Source organism: Rhizobium esperanzae, assembly GCF_014197615.1.
Taxonomy (GTDB): domain Bacteria; phylum Pseudomonadota; class Alphaproteobacteria; order Rhizobiales; family Rhizobiaceae; genus Rhizobium; species Rhizobium esperanzae_A.
The window spans coordinates 145,097-167,207 of sequence record NZ_JACIFY010000018.1 but is presented as its reverse complement, the minus strand read 5'-3'; the positions used below and the strand labels follow the sequence as shown (position 1 = coordinate 167,207).

Here is a 22,111-nt window from a genome sequence, read left to right as displayed (position 1 = left end):
GTCGCGCGGGGAAAATTGCCGCGGTGACGTTCGAGATCGGCAAAAACGCGGTAACGGCCCTCGGCATGAAGCCCGCCCAGTTCGTTTTTGAAAAACGCTTCGAAATCCATCATATGCTCCTTCTGCATGACCAAGCGATACATCGGGCTCACCGTCGGCGTAATTGATCTCTGTCAAGTTCGACGCAAGCGTATGAATGCCGAGCGTACTTCGATCGTGCTCTTCCTCATTGCTTCCAATCAAAGAAGAAGCCCGATAGCCGCGCTAAGGTGAACTCACGAGTCGGAGATTTCCGTGTCAAGCAGGGAAGTTGACAGATGGCTTGCTCGCCTCTCGGGATCGAGCAAGCCTCCTCGTTGGATCGGCGCAATGATGGCGGCGAATGCAGCGGAGTCTCTAATCCTGGCTGTGAGCAGGTGAGACCAGCAGCCGATCCCTATAGCCGGCAATTCCGCTGAGGCCCTCGACGAGAACCTTGATCGCCTTGCGCTTGAGTTCGGATTCCACCTGGCCGTCAACGGTCACCTGTCCATTTCTGACGGAGACCTGCACGCGTTGAGAGGTGAGTCCGAGGTCAGATCTCAGCCTGGTGCGCACCGCCAGTCTGATCGCCTCATCCCCCCGCGGCAAGGCGGTCGCCGGCGCTTCGGCGATTACCCGCAGAATATCCCTCCGGCTGACGATCCCGACCAGACGTCCGTCTTCGACGATCGGCAAGCGTTTGATGCGATGCGCCTGCAGGCTTTCGGCGATATCGGACACTTCGCTGTCCGGCCGCGCGACGATCACATCCTGGGACATGACATCGGTGACACACCAACCGTTGCTGCAGATGTAACGTTCGAGATCGATTTCGGAGATGAGCTCCGGCGCCCGCGCCGGGCGGGGCGTGAGCCGGACCTCCCGACGCAGAAGCAGATCGCCCTCCGTGACCATGCCGCAAACGTGTCCCCGATCGTCGACGACCGGAAGACCGCTGACGTGGTTCTGCAGCATCATCGCAACCGCATGGCGCACGCTGACCGCCGGGCTGACCGAAACCACCTTGGTGGTCATTATATCCCTTGCCTGCATGGTCGCCGTCTCCCTGATCGCGGTTATTGTGCGGAACAGGCTAGAGGCCGATCAGCCGCAACGCTTTGATTTTCATCAAACACCCGATTGATGCTCGGTGGGACGGGCCACCAGCGCGTCATGCCCGATCTCGATGATCATTGCGTCGCCTTCGCTTCCTGTCCCTGGCCTTCTCCCCCTTGGCCTTCCTTCCACAGCCCCTGCTGCTTCAGCCGGTCGGCGACATCCTTCGGCATATAGGTCTCGTCATGCTTGGCAAGCACGGTATCGGCGATGAAGACGTTCCCTCCCGATGCAAACAAACCTTCGGTGACGACGCCCTGGCCTTCGCGGAAAAGATCCGGCAAAATGCCGGTATATTGAACCTTCACGGCATTGGCGCTGCCGTCGGTGACGGCAAATTCCACCGTCGATCCGGTGCCGCGCACGACGCTGCCCTCGCCGACCAGCCCGCCGAGCCGGATGCGGGTATCCGGCGCCACCGGCGTCTTTGCCAGATCGGCCGGCATGTAGAAATAGGCGACCGACTGGCTGAAGGCGAACATGACCAGCAGCACGGCGGCGGCGATGAAGCCCATGCCGCCCGCTATCACCGCCAGCCGCTTCTGCTTGCGCGTCATTTCGGATCTCCTGTATCCGTCATGGGAAGGTCAGCATGCCTTGCGAAGCTGATCGACGCTGTCGACGAGAACGACCTTGCCTCTGATTTCGACCCCTGCGGGGACGAGCGCGGCAAAGGCTCGCGAAAGCGCCTCGGGGGCAAGTCCCAGTTTGCCGGCCAGAATTCTCTTCCGATAGGGAAGGCGGAAAGTAACCTGCGAGGCGGACGCCGGGCATCGGCTCATGAGATAATTCGCAACGCGTTGCGCGGCCGTGTGCAGCCGATCCCCCGCAATGCAATCCATTGCGCCGAGCAGATACCGGGCCATGATGCGCATGACGTTTCGATGCATGACGGGGTGCCGTTCGGCAAGTGCCCGCAAGTCCGCAAGTTCAAACAAGGCGACCTCGGCCCCATCGGCAGACCACGCGCTGTAGGCATAAGAGCCGCCGCCCGAGAGAAGATATTCGCCGAAGGTGTCGCCCGGCTCGCATACGTAGATATCCGCCTCGCGCCCGGCGGATTCCGATTTGGAAAGCCGCACGAACCCGCCGATGACGCAATAGACGAATGACGCCTCCTGGCCTTCGGCGACGATCCGCTCGTCGGGAGCGAAGGTGCGAAGCTCAGCCGTGGCGGCGAGTTGCTGCACGATCGCCTGGTCCAGGCCGTCGAACAGGTCAGACTGCAAAAGTACGGAATTTTTCGCAGGCATTGATCTTCCTTTCGTGTTGGGCCTGTGTGTGATCAAGGTTTCTTCCGGTCGGCTTCATCTTCGGCGAGAATGCGCCAGGCGGCTCCCTGAAGATCGTCGTATTGGCCGCTCTTCAGCGACCAGAGGAAAGCCAGGAGCCCCATGCCTCCCATCAAGAGCGCGATCGGTATGAGATAGATCAGCATATTCATGCGGTTTTCACCTCCGCTTGCCCGCCGGCCCGCTCTTTGGTCCGAATGCCGGGACGTTTGCCGAATGCATTGAGGCGCAGCGCGTTCGTGACGACGATGATCGACGATGTCGACATGGCCACCGCCGCAATCAGCGGTGTCGCCAGCCCGGCGATCGCGATGGGCACCGCCAGCACGTTGTAGCCGATCGCCAGTGCGAAGTTCTGCCGGATGAGGCTGGCGGACCGCCGCGCGACGGCGATCGCTTCGGGAACGGTGTCAAGGCGGTCGTTGAAGAAGACGAGGTCGGCTGCCTGCCTGCCGATATCGGACGCCGTGGCAGGTGCCATCGAGACATGCGCGGCGGCAAGTGCCGGAGCATCGTTGATGCCGTCGCCGACCATGAGCACGCGATGACCCTGATCGCTCAATCTCTGGCATTCCTCGACCTTCTGCTTCGGTGTCAGAGTGCCGAGGGCCCTGTCGATGCCGAGAGCATGCGCTGTATTGTCGACGACGCTCTGCCTGTCGCCGGATACCATCAGCGTTTCAAGGCCGGCCGCATTGAGCTGGGCGACAGCCTCGGCAGCGCCCGGGCGAAGCGTGTCGTCGAAGAAGAAACGGGCAAGAACGCCCCCGTTTTTCGACAGGACCACTTCCGAAAACGGAGTGTCCACGGTGCTGGGCATGGAACCGTTTGCGCCGGCAAACATCGCATTGCCCAGCCGATAAACATCCCTTCCCTTTGTTGCCTCCAGCCCGCCGCCTGGAATTTCCGTGACGCCGTCAAAGGACGGGAAATGGGCAAGTTCGGTGTCCCGCACCAGCGCCTGGGAAAGCGGATGACGCGAATGCGCGGCCAACCCGCGGGCGATGGCGGCACTGCCCTCTTCGATCGTCTCGGTCCTGACGAGGCGCGGCGTGCCCATCGTCAGGGTGCCGGTCTTGTCGAAGGCGACGCTATCCGCCTCGGCCAGCCGTTCCAACGCCGAACCGTCCTTGACCATGATGCCCTTGCGGAAAAGCTCGCCCGCGGCAACGACCTGAACCACCGGCACGGCAAGGCCCAGTGCGCATGGGCAGGTGATGATCAGCACCGCGACGGCAACGAGCATCGCATGTTTCCAGTCGCCACCGAGGAAGCCCCAGGCGAGGAAAGAGATCAGCGCCAACAGATGCACCGCCGGGGAATAGAGTGCTGCGGCACGATCGGCGATCCGGCGATAGCGCGCTCTTCCGCCTTCGGCGGCTTCCATGAGACCGATGATCTCCGAGAGAAGCGAGTTCCTGGCAATCCTCGTCGCCTTGAAGACGAGCGAGCCGGTCAGGTTCATCGCACCCGAATTTACCTCGCTTCCGGCAGCGACCGCGACCGGGCTGCTCTCGCCCGTGACGATGGAGAGGTCCACATCGCTTTCGCCGCTGACGACGATGCCGTCGACGGGAACGCGTTCGCCCGCCGCAATCGAGATCTCGTCGCCGACCGCGATCTCTTCCACCGCGATGTATCGCCGCGATCCGTCCGGCATCATCAGCAGCGCCCCGCGCGGGGCGAGCCTCGCCAGCCCGTTGATCGCCGCGCGCGCCTTTTCACGCATGACATGATCGAGAGTCCGGCCGATCAGCAGGAAGAACAGCAGGGAAACCGTCGCATCGAACCACGCATGTTCGCCGTGGTGAGCCGTCTCCCACAAGGAGACGGCATAAGAGAGCGTGACGGCGAGCGAGATCGGAACGTCCATGTTGGTCCGCCCGCGCTTCAGCACATTCCAAGCCGACTTGAAGAAGAAACGCCCCGCATAGACCAGCGCGGGTGCTGCGATCATCGCCGAGATCCAGTGAAACAGATCGCGCGTCGCAGCATCCGCACCCGACCAGACCGATACCGAAAGCAGCATGATATTGGCGGCCGCGAAACCGGAAACGCCGACCGCCAGGAGAAGCTGGTTTCTGGTCCTGTCGCTTTCGGGGGCCGAGGGCGTGAACAGATGCGCGCGATATCCCACGGCGTTGATCGCCGCGAGGATTTCGGACGGATCGGTCGCGCGCTCGTCGATCTCCTCTTGGTAGACGCAGCTTACCCTTCGTGCGGTCAGATTGACCCGCGCCTTCCTGACGAAGGCAAGCGCCGACAGCGCTCTTTCGATGGTCGAGATGCAGGCGCCGCAGTGGACGTCGGGAACGCTGAGATCGAGCTGGCGCAAACCTGCACCGAGCGGGTGGCTGGCAAGGCGGGCTTCCTCGGCGCTGGACGAGGTCGCGCTGAGAGCGAGCACGCTTTCGGTGTCCATGGAGCAGCAGCTCATTGGCCGAACTCCGCGGTATCGAAGCGTTTGGCTTCGTGCATGACGACGACGCCGTCCTTTCTCGAGATGATCTCGACAATCCAGTCGCCCCTGGCGACCGCATGCTCGGCTTCGAAACGCCCTTCACCCGTCTTCCCGAGCGTCAGGTGGAAATCTTCGTGGTCTCCGACCGGCCGTTTGAAATTCAGCACGACATCGTCGACGATCGCGGGCGACCCGCCCTTGTCGTGGATGTCGTAGCGGATCTCGTGTCCCTTGATGGAAAGATCGCCCTCGATGCCGGAGGCGCTCATCGCCTTCATCGCTGCCGCGTTGCGGTTGAATTCCTGGCTGGCGACATAGGTGTTTTCCACGACGAGGCCGCTCCAGCTGGAGGAAGCGTAGACGGCCATGGTGACGTTGACGGCGATCACCACGGCGAAAAATGCCGAGGTCGCGAGCAACATGTGCAGGCCTGTGAAACCTTGAGCAGAAGCCTTCATTTGACGTCTCCCGGTGCATTGAACGCCGCCCGATAGGTCGCCCGGTCGGCACGGTCCGTATCTTCGATGACGAAGAGGAATTCGTTGATTTCGGCTCCGTCAGGCTTGCGCGTCACGAAGACCTTGAGCGTCGTGGCGGCATCGGGTTCGGCATGGACGGTAAAGCTGCGGCCATCTTCCTTGCCGAGTTCGGAAATGCGCATCGTCGCGCCCTCCAGCCCGACCAGGGCAATGTTCACATCCCTCGGCTTCGGCACCATGTTCAGGACGCGCAGCGTGTAGCCGTTGCGGATCGAGCCGTCGCTTTCCAGGACATATTGCGGGTTCCGGTCGTGGACGACATTGAGTTCGAGGCGCTCGCGGAAGGCGAGATGGACGACCATGGCAATGCCGATCGATGCCCAGACAACGGCGTAAAAGACGATTCTCGGACGGAAGATGATGCGCCAGTCGAAGTGCCGTACCGCCGAAACGAAACTTCCATCCTCGTTTCTGACCCTGGACGGTTGGATCGGCGTTGTTCCCGCGTCTGTCGCAAGCGACATATTGCTCGCATATTCGCTGAGCGTCGCATAGGCGATCAGGCCGCGGGGCTTGCCGAGCTTGTCCATCACGCCGTCACAGGCATCGATGCAGAGCGCGCATGTGATGCACTCCATCTGCTGCCCGTCGCGAATGTCGATTCCCATCGGACAGACGGCCACGCAGGCATTGCAATCCACGCAATCCCCGACCGGCAGACCCTGTGCCTGGGCCTTCTTGGTATGGCGCGACCGCTGCTCGCCCCGCCAGTCGTTGTAGGTGACGACGAGGGAATTCTCATCGAGCATCGCACCCTGGATACGCGGCCAAGGGCACATATAGGTGCACACCTGCTCGCGCATGAGGCCACCGAGCACATAGGTGGTTGCGGTCAATGTTGCGACCGTAGCATAGGCGACGGCGGGAGCCGCGCCGGTGAACAGCGAAACAGCCAGGCTCGGCGCATCGGCAAAATAGAAGATCCACGCCCCGCCGGTGGCAACGCCGATCACGAGCCAGATCGAATGCTTGATCACGCGTTTCCTCAACTTGTCGAAGCTGAAGGGTGCGGCATCGAGTTTCATACGCGCATTCCGGTCGCCTTCGATCGCCCGTTCGACGACAAGGAAGAGATCGACCCAGACGGTCTGCGGACAGGCATAGCCGCACCATGCGCGGCCGACCGCCGAGGTGACGAGAAACAGGCCGAAACCTGCCATCACAAGCAGGCCCGCGACGTAGTAGAATTCCTGCGGCCAGATTTCGATGAAGAAAAAGAAGAAGCGCCGCGAAGAGAGATCGATGAGGATCGCCTGGTCGGGCGCGTAGGGACCGCGATCCCAGCGAATCCACGGCGCAAGGTAGTAGATACCGAGCGTGATCAGCATCACGATCCACTTGAACCGACGGAATCGTCCCTCGGCGCGCTTGGGAAAAATCTTCTTCCGGGGCGCATAGAGAGGCTGCCGGTTGCGGCGTGCATTGACCGGCTCGACGCTGACCTGCTCGACGTCATTGGGATCTGGTGCGGTATAGAGATTCATGGGACCTATCCGGTTTCGCCTGCTCTTCTCCCACCTGCGGCGCATCGGTTCCTTGATGCAGATCAAGAAAGAACGCCTTCCCGAGAGAGGCCTCTCCGGAAAAGAAAAAAGCCACGCCCCGGGGTGAGGGCGTGGCCTGGAGGAACTGCGGGGGAGAGACCGCTGGGAACGTCCTCGGGAGGTTGTCTACCTGCTTGTCGGCTTCTGATCTTTGAGCCCGATCAAACTGACCATCGAATTGCCGATCTTTTCGGCGTCCGTCTGTTCGGACTCTGCGGCGATCGGCTTGGCGCGTACCGAGACGCGCGAGTGGACCACTGCGCGCGGTACGCCGTAAAGAGCGAGCAAGGGATTGTGGTCGTGTGTCGTCATGGCTTGTCTCCTTAGGTTCCGCCGCCAAGCGAATGGACGAAGACGGTGAGTTCCTTGACGGTCGTATCGCCGAGGCGCCCGGCCCAGGCGGGCATGACGCCATGCTTGGGAGAGGCCACCTGGCGAGCGATGGCGTCTTCGCCGCGCGCCTTCAGCCAGATCGCGTCAGCCAGATCCGGCGCGCCCATTTCCACCTTCCCCTTGGCGTCCTCGCCGTGGCATGCGGCGCAGTTGTCGAGGAAGACCTGTTTTCCCGCAGCTGCGAGAGCAGGATCGGAAGGCGTATTGGTCAGCCCCCAGACATAGGCGGCGACCTGCTTCATCTGGATCGGCTCGATGACGTCGGTAAAGGCCGGCATCTCGGAAGCATGTGTTTCGGCATCCGAATCGAAGCGTATCCCGTGCGCGATCGTCGTCTGGATGGCGTCGAGATCCCCGCCCCACAGCCAGTCGTCGTCGTTGAGGTTCGGAAATCCCGGGCCGCCGCTGGCGCCCGAGCCATGGCACTGCGCGCAGTTCACCTTGAACGCGGATGCACCGCCGGCAATGGCGAATTCGCGAAGAACAGGATCGGTGTCGATCTCCTCGACCGTCTTGGCGGCGATCAGGTCATGGAACTTCGTCTGGGACGCCTTGGCGAGATCGAGGTCCTGCTGCAGTTCGGCGCGCGTCGAATAGCCGAAGTAACCTTTCGTGGCGGACGTGATCATCGGGATGGCCGGATAGGCGATGGCATAGCCGATCGCCCACAGGATCGTTACGTAGAATGTCCAGACCCACCAGCGCGGCATGGGGTTGTTGAGTTCGCGGATGCCGTCCCATTCGTGTCCGGTCGTTTCGACGCCGCTCAATTCATCGATATGTTTTTCCGACATCTCAGTCATCCTTCAAGGGAATATCGGCAGCCTCTTTCGCGGTCTGCTTGCTGCCCGGGCGAAGCGTGAACACGACGGCGCCGACGAAGAATGCCGCCATGGCGAGAAGGCCCCAGCTGTCGGCGAAATGTCTCATTGCAGTGTAGGTTTCCATGGATCACCTCAGCGGTAGCCGGTCGCATCGTCATAGGTCGAGAAGTCGACCAGTGTGCCGAGCATCTGCAGGTAGGACACCAGGGCGTCCATTTCGGTCAGCTTGGCCGGATCGCCGTCGAAGTCGCCGACCTTCGCTTTCGGATAGCGTGCAAGCAGCGCCGTCGTATCCGCATTCGGATCGGCCTGGGCCTTCATGTCGGCTTCCGCATTCGCCAGCATGTCGTCGTTATAGGGCACACCCACATCCTCGTTGGCCTTCAAGTCCATGCCGATATCCTTAACCGTCACCTCCTGCTCCTTGAGGAAGGCGTAGCTCGGCATGATCGATTCCGGCACGACAGCCCTGGGGTTTGCGAGATGCTGGACGTGCCATTCGTTCGAATAGCGCCCGCCGACGCGGGCGAGATCCGGCCCGGTCCGCTTGGACCCCCACTGGAAGGGGTGGTCGTACATGGACTCGGCTGCGAGCGAATAATGGCCGTAACGCTCCACCTCGTCGCGGAACGGTCTGATCATCTGGCTGTGGCAGAGATAGCAGCCTTCGCGGATGTAGATGTTTCGTCCCGCGAGCTCGAGCGGCGTATAGGGCCGCATGCCTTCCACCTTCTCGATCGTGTTCTGCAGGTAAAACAGCGGGGCGATTTCGACGATGCCGCCGATGCTCACGACCAGCAGTGAGCCGACGAGAAGAAGCGTCGCGTTCTTCTCGAGGATCTGGTGTTTATCAAGTATCGATGCCATGTCTCACCTCATTCGGCAGGCTGTGCTTGGGGCACGAAAGTGGTCGGGATCTGAGCTTCGTCGCGCAGGCGGCCGCGGATGGTCATGAACACGTTCCAGGCCATAACGAGACCGCCCGCCAGGTAGAGCGCTCCGCCGACCGCGCGCAGCACGTAGTAGGGGATCATCGCCGCGACCGTTTCCGCGAAGGAGTAGACGAGGAAGCCCTGGGCGTTGTACTCGCGCCACATCAGTCCCTGCTGGATGCCGGCGACCCAAAGCACGGCGGCGTAGATCACGATGCCGAGCGTTGCGAGCCAGAAATGCCAGTTGACCATGCGCAGGCTGTAGAGGCGCTCGCGCCCCCATAGTTTCGGCGTCAGGTAGTAGATCGCCCCGAAGGTGATCATTCCCACCCAGCCGAGAGCGCCGGAATGCACGTGACCGATCGTCCACTCGGTATAGTGGCTGAGCGAATTGACCGTCTTCACCGACATCATCGGGCCTTCGAAGGTCGACATTCCGTAGAAGGCGATGGCGACGATCATCATGCGGATGATCGGATCGGTGCGGATCTTGTCCCATGCGCCCGAAAGGGTCATGAGACCGTTGATCATGCCGCCCCAGGAGGGCATCCACAGCATGACCGAGAAGACCATGCCGAGCGTCTGGGCCCAGTCGGGCAGTGCCGTATAGTGCAGGTGATGCGGGCCGGCCCAGATATACATGAAGATCAGCGCCCAGAAGTGGATGATCGACAGCCGGTAGGAATAGACGGGTCGATTGGCCTGCTTCGGCACGAAGTAATACATCATGCCGAGAAAGCCGGCGGTGAGGAAGAAGCCGACGGCGTTGTGGCCGTACCACCATTGGGTCAGCGCATCCTGGACGCCCGAGAAGAGCGAGTAGCTCTTCGAGCCGAGGAACGAGGCGGGAACCGCCAGATTGTTGACCACGTGCAGCAGCGCGATGGTGACGATGAAGCCGAGATAGAACCAGTTCGCCACATAGATATGCGGCTCTTTACGCTTCAGGATCGTGCCGAGATAGACGGCGAGATAAGCGACCCAGACGACGGTCAGCCAGAGGTCGACATACCATTCGGGTTCGGCATATTCGCGGGCCTGGGTGATGCCGAGAACATATCCGGTCGCAGCCATCACGATGAAGAGCTGATAGCCCCAGAAGACGAACCAGGCGAGGCTGCCGCCGAAGAGACGGGCTCGACAGGTGCGCTGCACCACATAGAACGACGTCATGATCAGAGCGTTGCCGCCGAAGGCGAAGATGACCGCCGAGGTGTGAACGGGCCGCAGCCTTCCGAAATTCAGATAGGGCGCGATGTTGAGGTCGGGAAAGGCCAGCTGCAGCGCGATGACCACCCCGACGAGGAAGCCGACCACGCCCCAGAACACCGTGGCGATCAGGCCGTAGCGGATCACCTCGTCGAAATAGCCTGACGCATCGACCTTTCGCCGCTGGTCCGCCGGTGCGAAGTCGACGTTCCTGACCAGCAGCACCGTTCCCACCACGAGGCAGAAGCAGAGTATGCCCATATGGACCGCAAAGAGATGATCGTGCGCGAATGCGGCTCCCAGCAGCGCTAGAAACGCCGCGACCGCGACCACCATCGTTTCCGTCGTGTAATTCATGATGTCGTCCCCAATGCAAAGACGACCGCCTCGCGGCCGGCTTTCTCGTCGTTGGAGGCAGGACTGTCACGAAGCCGGCAATTGCTCCTTGATCTACATCAACCAGAAAATGGTAAGGCGGGATCGGGCCGCGGCCGTTACAAACTGTTACACTCTTTCACCCTTTGGCACCGTCCGCTCATTCCTGTGTGACGCAGCGGAGTTCTAGTCAGCCTATCGATCACGAGGGACAAGACGATGCTGATGCAGAACAACCAGGCGTTCGAAAATGCGAAGATGACGGGCGACGCGATCCACGCCGGTCAATCTCTCTCATCGCTTTTTCTAACATCGGCGGCAGAGACCGTCCCCGCCGGGAAGGCTATCTGCTGGGAGGGCGACGAAGCGACCCATCTCTTCCAGGTGGAAGAAGGGGTCGTGCGCCTCCATCGCATTATCGGCGAAGGCCGCCGAGTGATTACCGGGTTTCACTTTGCCGGCGATCTGATCGGCGCGTCGCTGCAAAACGATTTCCTGTTCACGGCGGAGGCTGTTACCGAATGCAGGATCCGCCGCATAGCCCGGAAGAGCTTCCATGAGGAAGTCGCCCGATCGAACGCACTCGGCCCCGCATACATCTCGCTCCTCTGTAAGGAGGCGGCGGCGGCGCACGAACAGATGGTGCTCCTGTCGAAGAAGAACGCCGAGGAGCGGCTATGCAGCTTCATCGTCAAGCTCGCCTCCCGCCGCAGTCCTCAGCCGCGGCAGGGCCTGGTGCGTGTTCCGATGAACCGCCAAGACATTGCGGACCATCTCGGTCTGACCATCGAAACCGTATCGCGCACGATTACAAAACTTGCGTCGCGAAACATCGTTGTGCCCGAAGGCAGGCACGACCTCAGGATCGTCAATCTCGCCCGCCTTGCACAGTTGTCCGGTGATGCAGATGATTTTTCGGAGAATTCCTGTCATAGGGTCAAGCTGCACTGATGCAACGAACCGCAGGATCGACGTTCATGCCCCATCGCCTCGTCTCTCCGAGAACTGCATCGTACCAGGAACTGGATGCAATGGTGCACGTGCTCGATGGAGCGGACATTCTGATCCATCGTTTCGACGGAACCGTCACGCACTGGTCCATCGGCTGCGAGAACATGTATGGCTGGGCGAGAGAGGAAGCCGTCGGTGAGAAAGTTCACGAACTTTTGGCGACGACCTTTCCCGAACCGGCCGACAACATCCGCGATCAGTTGAAGTCGCGTGGTTTCTGGCAAGGCGAAATCATTCATCGCCACAAGGGCGGGCACGACATTCACGTCGCATCCCGCTGCGTGCTGGTCAACCTGCCGGATGGGGACTTTGCCGTCATTCAAACGAACAGCGACGTGAGCGCGTTGAGACGCGCCCAGGACGCGGTTAAATCCCGCGAAGCGCATCTGAGTTCGATCCTGGACACCGTGCCCGACGCCATGGTGGTGATCGATCGCAGGGGAATAGTGCTATCGTTCAGCAAGGCCGCCGAAAAGCTGTTTGGACTGTCTTCCGATGAGATTTGCGGCCGCAACGTCAGCAACCTGATGCCGAACCCCTACCGAGACGCTCACGACGGCTATATCGATCATTATATCGAAACCGGCGAGAAACGCATTATCGGCTACGGCCGCGTCGTCACCGGGCAGCGGGCCGACGGGTCGCAGTTTCCCATGGAACTCCACGTCGGCGAGACGACGGTGAACGGTGAGCAGATCTTCACCGGTTTCGTCCGCGATCTTACCAGCCGGTTCAAGATCGAGGAAGACCTTCGTCAGGCCCAGAAGATGGAAGCGATCGGGCAATTGACGGGAGGTATTGCCCACGACTTCAACAACCTCCTCACCGTCATCAGCGGCAATCTCGAAATGATCGAGGACAAGCTGCCGCCCGGCACCCTCCGCGAAATCCTCAACGAGGCCCAATCGGCCGCGCAGGACGGAGCGATCCTCACGGGTCAGTTGCTCGCCTTCGGCCGGCGCCAACCATTGAATCCGAAGCATGCGGACCTCGGTCAGCTCGTCAGCGGCTTCTCCGACCTGCTCCGGCGAACGCTCAGCGAGGATATCAAGCTGTCGACCGTCATCGAAGGGGCCGGCCTGGACGTGCTTGTCGACAGTTCCCAGCTTCAAAATGCCATCCTGAACATCGCCTTGAACGCAAGGGACGCCATGCCGAAAGGCGGCAGTCTCACGACGACGATCTCGCGCGTCCATCTCGATGCCGACTATGCGAAGATGTACCCGGAGGTGCGTAGCGGCAACTTCGTGCTCATCGCCATGACCGATACCGGTTCCGGCATGAGCGAGGAGGTCAGGAAGCGTGCGATAGAACCGTTTTTCACGACGAAGGAAGTGGGCTCGGGCACAGGTCTCGGGCTCAGCATGGTTTATGGCTTCGTGAAGCAATCGGGCGGGCATCTCCAGCTTTACAGTGAGGTCGAACGCGGCACGACGGTTCGGATATATCTGCCCGCCGTCAACGGGGCGAGACATCAGCAAGCCGTGCCGGACCAAGGCTCAGGCGAAAACAGGCTGCCGGGAGGGGACGAAACGGTGCTGGTCGTCGAAGATGACGCCCGCGTCCGCCGCGTCGCCGTCGCCAGGCTAGCCTCGATGGGGTACACGGTGCTCGAAGCCGAAAGCGGCCACCGCGCCCTCGATCTGCTGCGCGACAACAGCGAGATCGCGCTCCTCTTTACCGACATCGTGATGCCGGGAGGGATGACGGGCGACGAACTGGCGCGGGAAGCGCGCCTCTTTCGGCCCGAGATCGCCGTGCTCTTCACATCGGGATATTCCGAGCCGGGCCTTGCGGCCAAAGGCATTGTTCCCGGCGCGCAATGGCTGCGCAAACCCTACACTGCAAAGGACCTTGCGCTGAAGATCCGCGAGCTTCTCGACGCGCAGTGACATCTGCGGCCGCCATCCGGCTTATCATATCGAACCGACCTTCGCCGAGCCGATAATGCTCCGGCGAGCGGCCGGTCGTTTCGTTGTAAAATGACGATCGTCGCCTGATGTCGACGCTCCCCGGAACCCGATAATCTCAGGCTCAAGCGCAAGCTTTTTCCTATATTTGACGAGCGTCAAAGAACCCCGGCGCGGCATATCTTAAAGCATGTTCACGAGGTCAAATCGCCTCGCAAAACAGGAGATATGCACATGCGTTTGAAATTTGCTCTGATCGCTGCAACGGCAGCTCTGATCGCTTCGGCCATGCCGTCGATTGCTGCCGATCATCAGGTTCAGATGCTCAATAAGGGTACGGACGGTGCGATGGTGTTCGAGCCCAGCTTTCTGAAGATCGCTCCCGGCGACACCGTAACCTTCATTCCCACCGACAAGAGCCACAATGTCGAGACCTTCAAGGGGCTCATTCCCGACGGCGCTCCCGAGTTCAAATCCAAGCCGAGCGAACAGTATCAGGCAAAGTTCGATGTTCCGGGCGCTTATGTCCTGAAGTGCACGCCGCATGTCGGCATGGGCATGGTTACGCTGATTGAGGTCGGTGACAGCCCGGCCAATCTCGACGCCATCAAGACCGCCAAGGTGCCGAATATGGTGCGCAAGCGGCTGGATGCCGACCTCGCCCAGATCACCCAGTAGTCAACCGACCGGTGCGGATGGCCGCGCTTGCGCGCCATCCCGCACGGTGGAGAGCCATCATGTTGAAGTCCATGGCAATTGCTTTCGCCGCAGCGGTTTGCGCAGCAGGCGCGGCCAGTGCCCACATCACCCTCGAGCAGAGCCAGACGCCGTCAGGCAAGGCGTACAAGGCGGTTCTTCGCGTCGGGCATGGCTGTGAGGGCAAGGCGACGATCAAAATCCGCGTGAAGATCCCCGAGGGTTTGCTGTCGGCCAAGCCGATGCCGAAATCGGGTTGGTCGATCGAGAAGGTCAACGCCGCCTACGAGAAAAGCTACGATCTTTACGGCAAGCCCGTGAGGGAAGGCGTCAGCGAAATCACATGGTCCGGCAGCACCCTCGCCGACGACGAATATGACGAGTTTGTTTTCCGCGCGACGGTCGCGAAGGAAATTCCGCCCGGCACCCGCATTTACGTTCCTGTCGTGCAGGAATGCACCGAAGGCGCCGTCGAGCGCTGGATCGAAGTTCCGGCCGCCGGCAAGTCGCCCGACGATTACGAAACCCCGGCCCCCTACTTCGACGTAGTCGAACAACCCCGTTCGTGAACCGGCGGGAGCCGTCGACCATGTGGCCCTCGAAAACAGGAAAACGGGTGACGCGTCGTCTTCAGGCGGCTCTTGTTGCAGCCATCATGGCGATGGGCATGCTGGTGCCGACAGGCGCGCTTGCCCACGCCGCTTTGAAAAGCTCGACTCCGGCGGCCGGCGAGACGCTGGACCGCTTGCCGGACGAAATCGAACTGCATTTCAACGAGCCGGTCAGGCTCATCCGGGCGACGGCAATCGACGGCAACGGCACGAACCAGGCCTTGGACGCCGACACATCAGGTGCGGATGTCCGATTGCGCTTCTCCGATCCAAACATCCGCGGCACAGTGATGGTGAGCTACCGCGTCGAATCCGAAGACGGCCACCCTGTCGGCGGCACGCTGGTATTCGACATCGGCACGCCTTCTGCAAAGCCGCTGGTTGCGGTTGGTGAGGGCTCCGGTCTCTCGTTGCCGATCGCCATCTGGCTCGTGCACACCGCCACGGTTCTATTCCTGGCCTTCGTGGTTGGCGGCGCGCTGTTCGATCGTTGGTTGGGCGCCCGTAACAGCCCAACAGCGAGGGCCGCGACCGTCATGCTGCCGGGAGCCGCGTTGCTGGCGGCGGGGCTTTACCTGCAGGGGCTGGACGAACAGGGAAGCGGTCTGGTCTTTGCCGGCGCGGCACCGCTCGAGATCGCTGTGCAGGGCAATGCCGCAATTTGCGCCAGCCTGTTCTTCCTGTCGCTGCTGACGATCGCGCTCCCCCTCGCCCGCAGCAAAACCACCGGGCGCGTTCTTGCCGTCGTCGCGCTGATGCTGGCGGCGAGCGCCTTTACCTTCAGCGGACACTGCAGCGCGGCGGACCCGCGCTGGCTGGCGAGAGCCGCCATATTTCTCCATAGCGCGACGCTGCTGTTCTGGGCGGGAAGCCTCCCGTCGCTCTGGAAGCTCGGCCGGACATCGCCGAACCTGCGCCCGCTGAGCAGCTTCTCGCGGATGATCCCGATCCCGTTCCTCGTCATGATCCTTGCCGGGATCGTGCTTGCGATAGTAGAGTTTCCGGCGCTCATCCAGATCCTGTCGTCGCTCTCCGGCCGAATCCTTACGGTCAAGGTCGTGCTCGTGGTCTGTCTTTGCATGGTGGCCGTCTACAATCGCTTCTGGCTCACAGGGCCGACATTGGCCGGAGATCCGGTTGCGAGGGAAAGGCTGCGCCGAAGCATTCTCTTCGAAATCATCCTTGCCGTCGCGATCGTCGGCACGGCGGGCCTCTGGCGCTTTGCCGGTCCGGGACAGGTAGAGGCCGCCGAGGTTTCGCAGGTTTTATCAATCCATCTGCATTCCGAAAAAGCGATGGCTCAGCTGGAGCTTGCGGCCGAGGCGCGCGGCACGAGGAAGGTTCACGTCGCAATCATGGGTCCCGATTTCGATGCCCTCGATCCCAGGCAGGTCGTTCTTCGCCTGAGAAATCCGGGATCGGCGATCGAGCCTATCAAGTTCGAACTCACCAAAGCTTCGGAAGGCGGGTGGGAGGTGGAGGGATGCCCGGTGCGGGATCCGAAGGGCTGGCTCGCCGATCTCGAAGTGCTCGTGGATGATTTCCATGCAGTGCATCTCGAAGGTGGACTGTCTGACTGACGGCCGAGCTATCACAGCCCTGTCTTGGCTTGCCCGCCCGGTAGCACGAGGTCGAAGACGTGACCATAAGGCGAAGTGGAGCGCCGCAACGATCCATTGTGTAGTTCCGCGATACGCTCCACGATCTTCAGCCCTATTCCAAGACTGTCCGTATTCCGGGTTTGGTGAGGGGGGGCCTCTTGTCGAAGGTCCCGCTTATCCTCGACGTGAATGCCGTATTCTCCCACCCTGACGATGATCTGCGTCGAATCCGGCGTATGGCGAACCGCGTTCTCGATGAGGTTGCGAAGGGCATCTTTGAGGAGGGCCGGCGCGGCGCTGACACTTGCCGTCTCGGCATCGGCGAACACCTCGAGCGAATGTTTGTTTTCGTAAACCCAAGGCGCAAGCTGCTCTGCAACACCTGTCGTGAGGGCGACGAGATCGACCTCTTCGAACGCGCTGTGATCGAACGTGTCCAGCCGCGCCAGCGCAGTCAGCTGAGCGACGAAATGCATAAGGTCGTCGAGATCTCCTTCGGCTCTGCGCGCCCTCGGATGGTCGATACGGCCGAGCTCGAGTTTGATGGCCGCAAGCGGTGTGCGGACCTCATGTGCAATGCCGGATGTCAATATTCTCTGTGAATTCATGAGGTCACCGACGCGCTGAAACGCCCGGTTTACGGCCACAGCGAGGTGAGCGATTTCTCGCGGCATTCCCTCAAACGGCAGATGAGATCTGGAATCCATCGGATCGATGAGTTCGGCAGCATCGGCCGCGGCCTTCACGGGCTTCAGAGCGCGGCGCACCGACCACAAAGTCGCCCCGAGAACAAGCCCGAGCAGGATGCTCATCGGCACGATCATATGCTCGAGAATCTCGTTCCAGAAGACGCCGGAGGCGAGATTCTCAGGATCGCCCACGGTGGCGACATCAACGAGAATCCGGTGCTCGCCGATCTTGAAAGCTCGCCCACCGACCAGCGTAAGAGGTTTTCCAGGCTTGACGGTCCGAAGCCAGAAATCCGGCGGGTTGACCTCCGCGGGCAGAAATCGGCTTTCGCAGGCATCGTCACAGGATTCGAAAATCAGATCGCCGCGGTCGTTCCGAATGCGGGCGACATAACCTGTTTGCGAATGTGCGTAGCGCCGGCTGATGGTTTCGGGCAGCTGGTAGGTAACTGCGCCGTCCCTATCCCCCACGCCCGAGGCAAGCCGCTCGGTCTCCTGCTCGACATACAGGCGGGAAAGCTCGCCTACATTCCAATAGTAGTCGGAAAAGATGACGCCCAGTTGGACCAACATCGCGACCATGGCGAAAAACGCGATCCTTCGCGTCAGAATGGCCGTCAGCGTGGGATTCGACCGAATCAATCACGTTCCTCGCGCAGCATGTAACCGACACCTCTCACGGTTTCGATGACGGCATCGGCGGGATGTCCCTCCAGTTTCCGGCGAAGTCGGGAGACCGCCAGCTCGACGGCATTGCTGCTGCGCTCGTCGCCGAACTCGGAGAAAGCGTGTTCCATCTTGCGCTTGGAAACCACCTTCCCGCCATTGCGCATCAGCAGTTCGAGCAGCGACTTTTCCGAGGGGGCGAGCGCCATCTCGGTGCCGTTGCAGGTAACCTGGCGGGACGCCATTTCGAACCTGACGTCAGCAAATTCCAATGTCGGCATTGTTGTCACCGGCGAGCGCCGCATCAGGGCGCGAATTCGCGCGATAAGTTCGCCATTGTTGAAGGGTTTGATCAGATAGTCGTCCGCCCCGGCATCCAGCCCGGCGATGCGCTCGTCGACGGCTCCCCGCGCCGTCAGCACAAGCACCGGGATCTGCTGCTTGGCGGCGCGCAGGGACTTCAGCACGGAGAGACCGTCCTCGTCCGGCAGGCCGAGATCGAGAAGAAGGAGATCATAGCCAGCGCCCTCAAGCGCAAGGCGGCCTTCATTCGCCGTCGCAAAGGCGTCGATGCGCCAACCGGCCTCGCGGATGGCTTCGCAAAGAAGTTCGCGAAGCCGGGCACTGTCCTCGATGAGAAGTATCCTCATGCTCTCTTTCGACCCGTCACCATGGACCAGACAAGATTCTCCCTATGTCTCCAGCTCTCAACCAATGCCGCCCCAGCATGGATGAAGGCCAGGATCATGATGCTGTTGGCGAGAGCACCGTGCACCTCCTCAAGCCACTTGTCGCCCCAGAAGGCATCGAGTGTCGTCATCCAGCCGGTTGCCGCGGTCATCGCAAGAAGCGTCATAAGGCTCAGCATCATGATCGATGCCAGGGGATTGTGGCCGATGTAGCGCGGCTCCCTGCCGTTGATCATGCCGAGGATCTGCTCCCTGACTTTGCCGGGCGTTGGGAAGAAATCACCGAACCGCGCATGTCTGGTTCCGACGAAGCCCCAGATGATCCGCATGGCGATGGCAGCGGCGACGACATATCCGGTCAAACGATGCCAATATTTTCCTTCCCCCAAAACAAAAAGGTTGAGGATGCAGGCGGTAACGACAGTCCAGTGAAACAGCCTGACCATCGGGTCCCAGACCTTGACGGTATCGTTTACGATCTCGGAGGGCCGAAGGCCCTCCTGCTCCTGCAACTGAACGGGCGTCATGATCAGTCGCCTTTCTGGACGATTTCGCCCGATACCGGATTGAAATAGACCTCGGCGCGATTGCCGTCCTTGTCCTTGCCGTAGATTTCGTAGCAGCTTCCGGTGATCTCGAAGGTTTTCACCTTGTAGCCCAGCGCATCGATCTTTTCCTTCATGGCTTTCTCCGGCATCCATTTGGACTTCGGCTCCTTGGTGCAGCTTGGGCTGGCGAGTGCCAAGGCTGGAGTTGTGGCCAGGATGACAAGGGCGACGGTCAGTTTCATCTTCATGGTTCGATCCTTTGCTTGTGCCTTCCATAAGGCGGCAAGCGACTGGATAGAGACCGGAAGCTGTCTGTTTGCTGTCGGCGAGATCATTCATGTGCGGCAGGCAGAGACCAGAGCCTGCAGACGACGGCATTGTTCAGGCTGCTTCGGTTTGCTCGATCGCATCCGTCAAGTCCCGCGCCCGTTCAGCCTCCACCGCCCGCTGCATCAATCTGATGATCTCGCGTTCCGATCTGATATGCCCACGCATCGAGCAGAAAAACGAACGCAGCTGATATCCCACGGCCTCCCAGGAGAGCCGGCAGCGCCCCTCGCGTAGGGTTTCCAGCGTAACGGCGACGTCTTGAGCGGCACCGCGATCAAACATACGTCCTGCCCGCCGGCGTTCGTCCGCATCGGCCTTGTCACTCGCTTCCATGATCAAGCCCAGTCCCGACGAAATAAGGCGCTCTTCGAGTTCATGCGTCGTCAGCAGGAGCGGGATCAGTCCGCTTGAGATACGGCCGCAGAGGCTTTCGTCGATATGGCAAGGCAGGAAGTCGGCGATTGCCTGGAGCACGTCGCACCATGCCATGAGCTGGCCGTAGCAGCTTTCGAGTTCTGTGAAATCGGTCGGGATCGGGTTTTTCATCATATTACCTCTGCAAGAATTGACCGACGGCGATCGCTATTGCTGCGAGAATCGCTGCGACGGCGCCCGTTCGCTGCAGAACGCCCATCTGATAAAGGGCGATTGCGAACACTGTGATCACGGGAGTGGCTATCGATAGCCCCATCTGCGCGTCGGTCATCAGGATCTCCTCTCGGCAGAACCCTAGGCTGTATGACCGGCACGCTCTTTGCGATCGATCAAAGAGATGGCGCGATACCGCCAGCTCTGCCGATCAGGCGGCCTTGCTGTGCGTGCGTCCGAGCGAGCCGAAATAGGCGTCGAATGCCGCCGCAACGGCACGGACCATGAAGCGTGTGTCCTGAGAGACGACGATCCTGTTGTCGCGGATCGTCACGACGCCATCGGCCACGAGTTCGCCGAGGCGTTCGTTACGCTCGACGAGGAAGCCGGTGTCGAAACCCAACTCTCTGCTCAGCCTTCCCAAATCGACTTCGAAATCGCACATCAGTCGCTCGATGATTCTGCCCCGAAGCTTGTCCTCTTCGGTCAGAAGATATCCCTTGGCCGTCGGCAGCACGCCGGACGCGACACGCTCCGCATAGAGACCCAGCGGTACGTGGTTCTGCATATACCCGGTCGGCAATCGCCCGATCGCCGAAGCGCCGAGGCCGATGAGGCTATCGCAATCGTCGGTGGTGTAGCCCTGGAAATTCCGCCTCATCCTCCCCTCGCGCGCGGCGACCGCCAACTGATCCTCCGGCAGCGCGAAGTGATCGAGCCCGATGCGCTCATATCCGGCTTTTTCAAGCTCCTGGGCGATGGCTTCGGCCTGTTCGTTGCGCTGCCTGGCATCGGGAAGCGATGCTTCGTCGATGAGGCGCTGATGCTTCTTGAAGGCAGGTATGTGGGCATAGCCGAAAACGGCGAAACGTTCCGGACGCAACTGCGCGGCGAGCCGGACAGTTTCGACGCAGGATTGTACGGTCTGCTTGGGAAGGCCGTATATCAGGTCGAAATTGATGCTGGTAACCCCTGCAGACCGCAGCCCGGCGACCGCAGCCTCCGTCTGTTCGAAGGATTGCATCCGATTGATGGCGGCCTGCACGATCGGGTCGAAGCTCTGGACGCCGAGGCTCGCGCGGTCGACGCCGTTTTCGCCCAGCACTTCGATCATGGACGCGGCCAAGGTGCGCGGATCGATTTCGACCGCGACGCTGGCATCCGCCTCGAAAGCGAAGGCGCTCCTGAGCTTCGCCATCAGTGCCGTAAATTCCTGCGGCTTCATGATCGTCGGCGTGCCGCCGCCGAAATGAACATTCTTGACGGGCACGTCGTTTCCGGCGGCAAAGGAGACGAGCTCGATCTCCTGGCTCATCACATCGAGATATTCGACAACGGGGGCGTCCTGCCGGGTGATGGTCGTGTGGCAGCCGCAATACCAGCACATCGAACGACAGAAGGGCACGTGAAGATAGACGGAAACCGGTCCGGTTTTTCCGATATTCGCGAGGCCCTTGACATATTCATCCGGCCCCACGGCGGCTGAAAAGGCCGGGGCCGTCGGGTAGCTCGTGTAACGCGGGAGCCGCGCATCGCCATATTTGGCGACCAAATTGTCGGACATTGTCGCATCCTCTATCAAAATCAGGATGCTTTATGACCTCCGGCCGCGCGGTCTTCCTTGTCCCAAATCAATGAGGATGCTTGGCCGGGAATCATCCGGATATTTGTCCGCCGTCAAAGTGGCTTTCCGCAAAGCCCTTTACCGTCTCGTTCTGGCGCGGGACGAGCCGCGATCCCGCCAGTCTGCAAGACGCGGCAAAAGGAAACAGCCAGATGACCGATGCGCAAACCATCCACGCCGAAGCCCCCCACATCGATGTCAGGACGATACATCCGATCGAGCGGCATCCCCGGATTTTTGGCACGCTCAGCGCACTGACCCCCGGCGACGCCATGCTGATCACCAGCGATCACGAGCCCCGGCCCCTGCATTACCAGCTTGAAACCGCATTTCCGGGAAAATTCCACTGGGAATATCTGGAACAAGGGCCTGACGTCTGGTGCGTACAGATCACCCGCCAGGATTCCGGTTGCGACTGCTGCTGCGGCAGCCACTGAGTTCG

Annotated in this window: 25 protein-coding genes; 6 read left to right on the top strand and 19 right to left on the bottom strand. The window is 60.9% G+C overall.

The window, feature by feature from the left end; translation table 11 throughout:
* Positions 1 to 396: 396 nt before the first annotated feature.
* From GGD57_RS22695 to ccoN, 12 genes are all read right to left on the bottom strand, one after another.
* Positions 397 to 1,074: a CBS domain-containing protein gene (locus GGD57_RS22695; RefSeq protein ID WP_184472500.1), complete on the bottom strand. Its 678-nt coding sequence runs from the start codon at positions 1,072 to 1,074 to the stop codon at positions 397 to 399.
* A 137-nt stretch (positions 1,075 to 1,211) separates the two neighbouring features.
* Entirely contained in the window at positions 1,212 to 1,694 is a 483-nt protein-coding gene (gene ccmE, locus GGD57_RS22690; protein ID WP_184472499.1) for a cytochrome c maturation protein CcmE, read from the bottom strand.
* A gap of 30 nt (positions 1,695 to 1,724) precedes the next feature.
* Positions 1,725 to 2,390 carry a Crp/Fnr family transcriptional regulator gene (locus GGD57_RS22685; RefSeq protein WP_184472498.1) on the bottom strand — a complete coding sequence of 222 codons (666 nt, stop codon included), beginning with the start codon at positions 2,388 to 2,390 and terminating at the stop codon, positions 1,725 to 1,727.
* Positions 2,391 to 2,422: 32 nt separating this feature from the next.
* Positions 2,423 to 2,581 (bottom strand): cbb3-type cytochrome oxidase assembly protein CcoS, encoded by a 159-nt coding sequence (gene ccoS / locus GGD57_RS22680; protein WP_184472497.1) that lies wholly within the window; start codon positions 2,579 to 2,581, stop codon positions 2,423 to 2,425.
* On the bottom strand, positions 2,578 to 4,866 hold the full coding sequence (locus tag GGD57_RS22675) for a cation-translocating P-type ATPase (RefSeq protein WP_184472496.1): 2,289 nt from the start codon (positions 4,864 to 4,866) through the stop codon (positions 2,578 to 2,580). Before GGD57_RS22675 ends, ccoS begins: the two co-directional genes overlap by 4 nt.
* The gene (locus tag GGD57_RS22670) at positions 4,863 to 5,348 is read right to left on the bottom strand and encodes a FixH family protein (RefSeq protein ID WP_184472495.1); all 486 of its coding nucleotides are present in this window, start codon (positions 5,346 to 5,348) and stop codon (positions 4,863 to 4,865) included. The genes GGD57_RS22675 and GGD57_RS22670 overlap by 4 nt, the downstream gene beginning before the upstream one ends.
* Entirely contained in the window at positions 5,345 to 6,913 is a 1,569-nt protein-coding gene (ccoG, locus tag GGD57_RS22665; protein WP_184472494.1) for a cytochrome c oxidase accessory protein CcoG, read from the bottom strand. The genes GGD57_RS22670 and ccoG overlap by 4 nt, the downstream gene beginning before the upstream one ends.
* A 186-nt stretch (positions 6,914 to 7,099) precedes the next feature.
* Positions 7,100 to 7,285 (bottom strand): hypothetical protein, encoded by a 186-nt coding sequence (locus tag GGD57_RS22660; RefSeq protein WP_097628303.1) that lies wholly within the window; start codon positions 7,283 to 7,285, stop codon positions 7,100 to 7,102.
* Between the two features lie 11 nt (positions 7,286 to 7,296).
* A complete protein-coding gene (gene ccoP / locus GGD57_RS22655; protein WP_097612146.1) occupies positions 7,297 to 8,160 on the bottom strand; it encodes a cytochrome-c oxidase, cbb3-type subunit III in 864 nt (287 codons plus the stop codon).
* 1 nt (position 8,161) lies between these two features.
* A complete protein-coding gene (locus tag GGD57_RS22650) occupies positions 8,162 to 8,314 on the bottom strand; it encodes a CcoQ/FixQ family Cbb3-type cytochrome c oxidase assembly chaperone (protein ID WP_003568501.1) in 153 nt (50 codons plus the stop codon).
* Between the two features lie 8 nt (positions 8,315 to 8,322).
* The gene (gene ccoO, locus GGD57_RS22645; protein WP_085740277.1) at positions 8,323 to 9,057 is read right to left on the bottom strand and encodes a cytochrome-c oxidase, cbb3-type subunit II; all 735 of its coding nucleotides are present in this window, start codon (positions 9,055 to 9,057) and stop codon (positions 8,323 to 8,325) included.
* 8 nt (positions 9,058 to 9,065) lie between these two features.
* The gene (gene ccoN, locus GGD57_RS22640; protein ID WP_184472493.1) at positions 9,066 to 10,688 is read right to left on the bottom strand and encodes a cytochrome-c oxidase, cbb3-type subunit I; all 1,623 of its coding nucleotides are present in this window, start codon (positions 10,686 to 10,688) and stop codon (positions 9,066 to 9,068) included.
* Positions 10,689 to 10,925: 237 nt separating this feature from the next.
* Between ccoN and GGD57_RS22635 the strand changes: the two genes are divergently transcribed.
* From GGD57_RS22635 to GGD57_RS22615, 5 genes are all read left to right on the top strand, one after another.
* Positions 10,926 to 11,657, top strand: a complete 732-nt coding sequence (locus GGD57_RS22635; protein WP_184472492.1) for a Crp/Fnr family transcriptional regulator — start codon at positions 10,926 to 10,928, stop codon at positions 11,655 to 11,657.
* 26 nt (positions 11,658 to 11,683) lie between these two features.
* Positions 11,684 to 13,609: a hybrid sensor histidine kinase/response regulator gene (locus tag GGD57_RS22630; protein WP_184472491.1), complete on the top strand. Its 1,926-nt coding sequence runs from the start codon at positions 11,684 to 11,686 to the stop codon at positions 13,607 to 13,609.
* Positions 13,610 to 13,861: 252 nt separating this feature from the next.
* A complete protein-coding gene (locus tag GGD57_RS22625; protein WP_184472490.1) occupies positions 13,862 to 14,305 on the top strand; it encodes a pseudoazurin in 444 nt (147 codons plus the stop codon).
* Between the two features lie 59 nt (positions 14,306 to 14,364).
* Complete coding sequence (locus GGD57_RS22620; protein WP_184472510.1) at positions 14,365 to 14,892, top strand: YcnI family protein; 528 nt, start codon at positions 14,365 to 14,367, stop codon at positions 14,890 to 14,892.
* Positions 14,893 to 14,939: 47 nt separating this feature from the next.
* Positions 14,940 to 16,514, top strand: a complete 1,575-nt coding sequence (locus GGD57_RS22615) for a copper resistance CopC/CopD family protein (RefSeq protein WP_348645994.1) — start codon at positions 14,940 to 14,942, stop codon at positions 16,512 to 16,514.
* A gap of 11 nt (positions 16,515 to 16,525) precedes the next feature.
* Here the strand turns inward: GGD57_RS22615 and GGD57_RS22610 are convergent, their stop codons facing one another.
* From GGD57_RS22610 to hemN, 7 genes are all read right to left on the bottom strand, one after another.
* On the bottom strand, positions 16,526 to 17,866 hold the full coding sequence (locus GGD57_RS22610; RefSeq protein WP_184472489.1) for a sensor histidine kinase: 1,341 nt from the start codon (positions 17,864 to 17,866) through the stop codon (positions 16,526 to 16,528).
* On the bottom strand, positions 17,863 to 18,540 hold the full coding sequence (locus GGD57_RS22605; RefSeq protein ID WP_071089731.1) for a response regulator: 678 nt from the start codon (positions 18,538 to 18,540) through the stop codon (positions 17,863 to 17,865). Before GGD57_RS22605 ends, GGD57_RS22610 begins: the two co-directional genes overlap by 4 nt.
* Complete coding sequence (locus tag GGD57_RS22600) at positions 18,537 to 19,106, bottom strand: cytochrome b/b6 domain-containing protein (protein ID WP_184472488.1); 570 nt, start codon at positions 19,104 to 19,106, stop codon at positions 18,537 to 18,539. Before GGD57_RS22600 ends, GGD57_RS22605 begins: the two co-directional genes overlap by 4 nt.
* Positions 19,107 to 19,108: 2 nt before the next feature.
* A complete protein-coding gene (locus tag GGD57_RS22595) occupies positions 19,109 to 19,375 on the bottom strand; it encodes a PepSY domain-containing protein (RefSeq protein WP_049732183.1) in 267 nt (88 codons plus the stop codon).
* 133 nt (positions 19,376 to 19,508) lie between these two features.
* Positions 19,509 to 20,003, bottom strand: a complete 495-nt coding sequence (locus GGD57_RS22590; RefSeq protein WP_184472508.1) for a hypothetical protein — start codon at positions 20,001 to 20,003, stop codon at positions 19,509 to 19,511.
* A gap of 4 nt (positions 20,004 to 20,007) precedes the next feature.
* Positions 20,008 to 20,163, bottom strand: coding sequence for a hypothetical protein (locus GGD57_RS22585; protein WP_010066214.1), 156 nt, complete (start codon positions 20,161 to 20,163; stop codon positions 20,008 to 20,010).
* Between the two features lie 93 nt (positions 20,164 to 20,256).
* Positions 20,257 to 21,609 (bottom strand): oxygen-independent coproporphyrinogen III oxidase, encoded by a 1,353-nt coding sequence (gene hemN, locus GGD57_RS22580; protein ID WP_184472487.1) that lies wholly within the window; start codon positions 21,607 to 21,609, stop codon positions 20,257 to 20,259.
* A gap of 212 nt (positions 21,610 to 21,821) precedes the next feature.
* Between hemN and GGD57_RS22575 the strand changes: the two genes are divergently transcribed.
* Positions 21,822 to 22,106: a DUF2249 domain-containing protein gene (locus GGD57_RS22575; protein WP_184472486.1), complete on the top strand. Its 285-nt coding sequence runs from the start codon at positions 21,822 to 21,824 to the stop codon at positions 22,104 to 22,106.
* The last annotated feature ends 5 nt before the right edge of the window (positions 22,107 to 22,111 follow it).

Excerpts from the sequence above, each read along its gene's own strand:
- GGD57_RS22695 (WP_184472500.1), bottom strand. The coding sequence starts at position 1,074 with ATGCAGGCAAGGGATATAATGACCACCAAGGTGGTTTCGGTCAGCCCG.
- ccmE (WP_184472499.1), bottom strand. The coding sequence starts at position 1,694 with ATGACGCGCAAGCAGAAGCGGCTGGCGGTGATAGCGGGCGGCATGGGC.
- GGD57_RS22685 (WP_184472498.1), bottom strand. The coding sequence starts at position 2,390 with ATGCCTGCGAAAAATTCCGTACTTTTGCAGTCTGACCTGTTCGACGGC.
- ccoS (WP_184472497.1), bottom strand. The coding sequence starts at position 2,581 with ATGAATATGCTGATCTATCTCATACCGATCGCGCTCTTGATGGGAGGC.
- GGD57_RS22675 (WP_184472496.1), bottom strand. The coding sequence starts at position 4,866 with ATGAGCTGCTGCTCCATGGACACCGAAAGCGTGCTCGCTCTCAGCGCG.
- GGD57_RS22670 (WP_184472495.1), bottom strand. The coding sequence starts at position 5,348 with ATGAAGGCTTCTGCTCAAGGTTTCACAGGCCTGCACATGTTGCTCGCG.
- ccoG (WP_184472494.1), bottom strand. The coding sequence starts at position 6,913 with ATGAATCTCTATACCGCACCAGATCCCAATGACGTCGAGCAGGTCAGC.
- GGD57_RS22660 (WP_097628303.1), bottom strand. The coding sequence starts at position 7,285 with ATGACGACACACGACCACAATCCCTTGCTCGCTCTTTACGGCGTACCG.
- ccoP (WP_097612146.1), bottom strand. The coding sequence starts at position 8,160 with ATGTCGGAAAAACATATCGATGAATTGAGCGGCGTCGAAACGACCGGA.
- GGD57_RS22650 (WP_003568501.1), bottom strand. The coding sequence starts at position 8,314 with ATGGAAACCTACACTGCAATGAGACATTTCGCCGACAGCTGGGGCCTT.
- ccoO (WP_085740277.1), bottom strand. The coding sequence starts at position 9,057 with ATGGCATCGATACTTGATAAACACCAGATCCTCGAGAAGAACGCGACG.
- ccoN (WP_184472493.1), bottom strand. The coding sequence starts at position 10,688 with ATGAATTACACGACGGAAACGATGGTGGTCGCGGTCGCGGCGTTTCTA.
- GGD57_RS22635 (WP_184472492.1), top strand. The coding sequence starts at position 10,926 with ATGCTGATGCAGAACAACCAGGCGTTCGAAAATGCGAAGATGACGGGC.
- GGD57_RS22630 (WP_184472491.1), top strand. The coding sequence starts at position 11,684 with ATGCCCCATCGCCTCGTCTCTCCGAGAACTGCATCGTACCAGGAACTG.
- GGD57_RS22625 (WP_184472490.1), top strand. The coding sequence starts at position 13,862 with ATGCGTTTGAAATTTGCTCTGATCGCTGCAACGGCAGCTCTGATCGCT.
- GGD57_RS22620 (WP_184472510.1), top strand. The coding sequence starts at position 14,365 with ATGTTGAAGTCCATGGCAATTGCTTTCGCCGCAGCGGTTTGCGCAGCA.
- GGD57_RS22605 (WP_071089731.1), bottom strand. The coding sequence starts at position 18,540 with ATGAGGATACTTCTCATCGAGGACAGTGCCCGGCTTCGCGAACTTCTT.
- GGD57_RS22600 (WP_184472488.1), bottom strand. The coding sequence starts at position 19,106 with ATGACGCCCGTTCAGTTGCAGGAGCAGGAGGGCCTTCGGCCCTCCGAG.
- GGD57_RS22595 (WP_049732183.1), bottom strand. The coding sequence starts at position 19,375 with ATGAAGATGAAACTGACCGTCGCCCTTGTCATCCTGGCCACAACTCCA.
- GGD57_RS22590 (WP_184472508.1), bottom strand. The coding sequence starts at position 20,003 with ATGAAAAACCCGATCCCGACCGATTTCACAGAACTCGAAAGCTGCTAC.
- GGD57_RS22585 (WP_010066214.1), bottom strand. The coding sequence starts at position 20,163 with ATGACCGACGCGCAGATGGGGCTATCGATAGCCACTCCCGTGATCACA.
- hemN (WP_184472487.1), bottom strand. The coding sequence starts at position 21,609 with ATGTCCGACAATTTGGTCGCCAAATATGGCGATGCGCGGCTCCCGCGT.
- GGD57_RS22575 (WP_184472486.1), top strand. The coding sequence starts at position 21,822 with ATGACCGATGCGCAAACCATCCACGCCGAAGCCCCCCACATCGATGTC.